Origin of the sequence: Synechococcus sp. H60.2 (assembly GCF_047462315.1) — a bacterium.
GTDB lineage: Bacteria > Cyanobacteriota > Cyanobacteriia > Thermostichales > Thermostichaceae > Thermostichus.
In genome coordinates, this window is sequence record NZ_JANSIZ010000123.1 from 1 (window position 1) to 4222 (window position 4222).

Below are 4222 nucleotides of genomic sequence, written 5' to 3' on the forward strand. Positions count from 1 at the left end.
TGACCGCGTAAACTCCGAGCTACTCCCCGTTCCATCCCCTCCCACACCCCTGTCTGGTCGAGGGCAATCAAATCCTCAAGCTAGTCGTTCTCTTTGCACCTCCTCTTCTTGGACTCTCGCGCTGCGGTAAGTCTTTTTTTAGAGTCATCCCTCACTTTTTCAAGAAGTTGTTTATCGTGACAGTACTTACATCAATCGCTAAGCGACCCCGCAACAGTTCTTGATACTGCCACAGATAGAAGTCTGGGTGTTCTGCAATGATTGCCATCACTTCCTGTCAATGCTGTTCCAAAATACCTACTCGCTTGGTGCCTACTTTCTTGGGGGTTAAGTCCTGAGTTTGTTGGTACTGTCGCACCCAGCGGTATACTGCTCTTTTGGTTACCATGAACCGTTCGGCTACCTGGCGGATAGAGGTCTGACCTGCCTGATAAGCTTCTACAACTCTTTGCCGTAGATCCAAAGAATGGGTTGGCCTCTCTTTCTCTCCTTCCTCTTGAACACCTGTACCCTATTTTAAATTAACAGGTTAACAGGCTGTAACCGCCCTTGCTTCCCCAGATTGCTTCTCTTCAGCAGCAATGCCGCTTTCCCTGGTGAGCTCAGGGCGGAGGGACAACCGTTTTCTGGCCGTGGCAAAACTTGGGATCTAGCTAATAACTTCATAAACTGGAGCAAATGGCTCATCGCCATTGTTTTGCAGCGACCAGAGCCGCCCTTGTGATCCCAGTTCGCCTGACCTTACACAATTTTCTCTGCTACTCTCAGGCGGTTTTGGATCTGCGCGGGATCCACACCGCTTGCATTTGTGGCCCTAACGGGGCGGGCAAATCGGCTTTGCTCGACGCCCTGACCTGGGGCCTCTGGGGACAGAGCCGGGCCAGCAACGACAGCGATCTCATCCGCAAAGGTGCCAGCGAAACCTGGGTGGAAGTAATTTACCGCTCGCGGGGGCAAACCTACCGCATCCTGCGCAGCCGCCACCTGTCGGGGGAAGGATCCCTGGAGTGGCAAATTCAAATTGGAGAAGCCGACGGCCAAGCCCGCTGGCGCAGCCTCACCCGCCGGGGCCTGCGCGCCACCCAAGAGGCAATTGAAAGTCAGCTTGGCCTTGACTACGACACCTTCCTCCACTCCGCCTATCTGCGCCAGGGACAGGCCGATGCCTTTACCCTAAAGCGCCCCGGCGAGCGCAAACAGATCTTGGCCGACATGCTCAAGCTGGGCCAGTACGACTTGCTGGCCGAGCGCTGCCGTGAACGGGCCCGCAGCGCCAAGCTCAAAGCCGACCTGCTCCAAGAGCGCCTGTACAAGCTAGACCAACAACAGGTTTCCATTGAGCAGATCCAAGCTGAACTGGAGCAGCTCCAACACCAGCAAACCCATCTGCAGCAGCTCCTGGCCCAACAGCAGCAGGAATTACAGACTCTAGAACGTGCCTATGAACATCGCCACATCCTGAAGGAGCGCCACCGGCAACTCACCCAACACCTGCACAAGCTCAGCGCCAACCTGCACCACACCGAACAGCAGTGGCGAGCCCAACGACAGCACCTGCTCCAGTTGGAAGAGCTGATTGCCCAAAGCGAGCAGATCCTGGCAGGCTACGAACGCTATCAAACCCTGATGGCCCAAGATCGCCATCTTCACCACCTCTTCGAGCAACAGCAATACCTGCTCCAAGAGCGCCAAAAGCTGCAGGCCCAACAAGCTGAGTACCAACAGCAGCAACTGCGCAGAATGCAGCGGCTGCAACAGGAATTGGCCGCCTGCCAGGCCCAAGCCCAGGCCGATGCCCAGGTGCTGGCAGAAGGGGAGCGCATCGAAAACGCCCTCCACCACTACCGGCAAGCCCAGGAGCGCCTGCAGATCTTGAACGAGGCCCAGGCCCAAGCCGCTGCCCTCCTCGAGCAACAGCGGCACTGGGAGGAGGAGATCCGCCGCGAGCGAGAACGCCTGCAAGCCCGCCTCCAGTTCCTCCGGCAGCACCTGCAAAGCCAGGAAAGCCTGGCCCGACAGCAGCAGCAACTGGCCCAGAAAATTGCTGCCGGGGCAGCAGCCCTGGCCGAGCTGGAGCGGCAGCGCCTCTACCAGCAGCAGGTGCTGGAAAAAATTCAAGAGCGCCGCCTCTTTGTGCAGAAGCTGCAGGAGCGGCAGCGGGTTCTTCAGCATCAGTGGCAACAGGAGGAGGAACGCTGCCGCCTGCTAGAGGCTCGCTGGGAAGAGTTTCCTGTTGGCGATAGCGGAGCAGAGTCCTTTCACGCCGAGCGTTTGGATCCCGCAGAGCTAGAAGATCTGGATCGCCCGGATCACCTAGGCCCTTCGGATCCAGACTCTGGCTGGTGCCGTCCCACCCATGCTTTGACGGGGGCGAAGGCCATTGCCGAGGGAGCTGCAGAACCGGGATCCGAAGTAACCGCAGGCTCCCTCTCCTCAGAGCAGCCTGCCGAGTCCACGCTGGCACCGCCCACCAAAGTGCCGACTGCCCCGACTTGGGTTTGCCCCCTCTGCGCCCGTCCGCTCAGCCCGCCCCTGAGGGCGGTGGTGCTGAAGAAACACCGCCAGCGCCAAGAAGAGATTGCCGGCGAGCTCTTTGTGATTCGCGAGCAACTGGCAGTGGCCGACCGGGAGATCGGGCTGCTGCAAGAGGAAGCTCGGCGTCTTGAGCAAGAATTGGCCAGCTGGGACGAGCGCCTGCACCTCCAGGGGCGGCTGCAGCAGCAGTGGGAGGCCGGGCAGGAGCGCCATCGGCAACTGGAGGCTTGGCGGGCAGAAGCGGCAGAACTGGAGCAAATCCTCAACCAAGAAGCTTATGCCCCAGAGGCGCGGCAGCAGCTTGCCCAGATCCAGCAGGCCCTGCAACACCTGGGCTACGACGAGCGCGAACACGCCCTGCAGCGAGGGGAGCTGGAGCGCTGGCGCTGGGCCCTGGGCCGCTCCCAAGAACTGCGCAAAGCCCAGGAGCGCCGCGCCCGCCTAGGTGAGCAAATCGCCTCCCTACAAGCCCAACTGGAAGCCCTGCAGCAGACGCCCTCCTCGGCTGCCCTAGCAGAGCGACTGGTCCAGATCGAACAGGCGCTGCACCACCTCGGCTACGACGGATCCCTGCACCAGCAGGTAAAAGCAGAACTGGCCCAGGCGCAACTGTGGCCGGCCCGCCTGCAGGCCCTCCAAATAGCCCGCCAGGAGCTGCCGGAAGCCACAGCCCGCAGCCAGATCTTGTCCCAACGCCTGCAGGAAAGCCGGCAGCACTTTGCCCAGGCCACCCAAGAGCTGGAAGCGCTGCAGCAACAACTGGCGGAGCAGCCTGAGGTCTTGCCCGCCCACCTGGAAGGGATCCGCCAAGCTCTGCAGGAGCACCGGCAAGGGCTGGATCAGGTGCTTTCTCAAATCGGGGCGGCCCAACAGCGGCTGCAGCAGGCCCTTGAACAGCAGTCGGAGCGGGCAGAGCTAGAGCGACAACTGCAGCAGGCCCGCCGCCAGCAGCAGGTGTACCAGGAGCTGGCCAACGCCTACGGCCGCAACGGCATTCCCGCCCTGATCATCGAAAACGTTCTGCCAGAGCTAGAGGCACAAGCCAACCAGATCCTGGGCCGCCTCACCCAACACCGCCTCCATCTGCGCTTTGTAACCCAGCGCTCGGGGCGACGCTCGGACAAGCTAATTGAAACCCTCGACATCCTCATCGCCGATCCCCGCGGCACCCGCCCCTACGAGACCTACTCCGGCGGCGAGGCCTTCCGCATCAACTTCGCCATTCGCCTGGCCCTCTCCCGCCTGCTTACCCAGCGCTCCGGCTCCGACCTGCAAACATTGATCATCGACGAGGGGTTTGGCTCCCAGGACGCCACCGGGCGGGCCCAGTTGCTGGCGGCCATCAACGCTGTGGCCTCTGACTTTGCCTGCATCCTGGTGATCACCCACATCCCCAGCCTGCAAGAGGCCTTTCCCCACCGCATCGAGGTGCAGCCCTCCCCCCAGGGATCCCGCCTCTCCATTCGCGGCTAGTCATTTGGCTGGTCATTTGAGGAGTTGCCGGCCCGGCTCTGGAGCCACTGCTGCAGCAGGGGAATTATAGTCTCGCCAAGATGGCTCCACTGGCCGGGCTTTTGGGCCGTGGTCAGCAGCTCCACCCGCTCCCCTCGGATCACCAAAAAGCCCCCCGGCTCGCTGCGCACCCCGCCCCCCGCTCCGCCCAACAGGCTGGCCGGATCCCGGCCGT

At 61.5% G+C, this 4222-nt stretch carries 2 protein-coding genes and 1 pseudogene; 1 reads left to right on the forward strand and 2 read right to left on the reverse strand.

The genetic code is table 11. The features are described 5' to 3' along the window. Nucleotides 1–463: pseudogene (locus NW845_RS12455) on the reverse strand (helix-turn-helix domain-containing protein); the annotation flags it as partial. Nucleotides 464–678: 215 nt separating this feature from the next. Here NW845_RS12455 and NW845_RS12460 point away from each other — a divergent pair. After that, a complete protein-coding gene (locus tag NW845_RS12460) occupies nucleotides 679–4008 on the forward strand; it encodes an AAA family ATPase (RefSeq protein ID WP_414378758.1) in 3330 nt (1109 codons plus the stop codon). Here the strand turns inward: NW845_RS12460 and NW845_RS12465 are convergent. Next, nucleotides 4005–4222 (reverse strand): spore germination protein GerW family protein (locus NW845_RS12465; protein ID WP_414378759.1); only part of this gene is annotated, 218 nt, incomplete at its 5' end. The genes NW845_RS12460 and NW845_RS12465 overlap by 4 nt on opposite strands.

Excerpts from the sequence above, each read along its gene's own strand:
- NW845_RS12460 (WP_414378758.1), top strand. The coding sequence starts at position 679 with ATGGCTCATCGCCATTGTTTTGCAGCGACCAGAGCCGCCCTTGTGATC.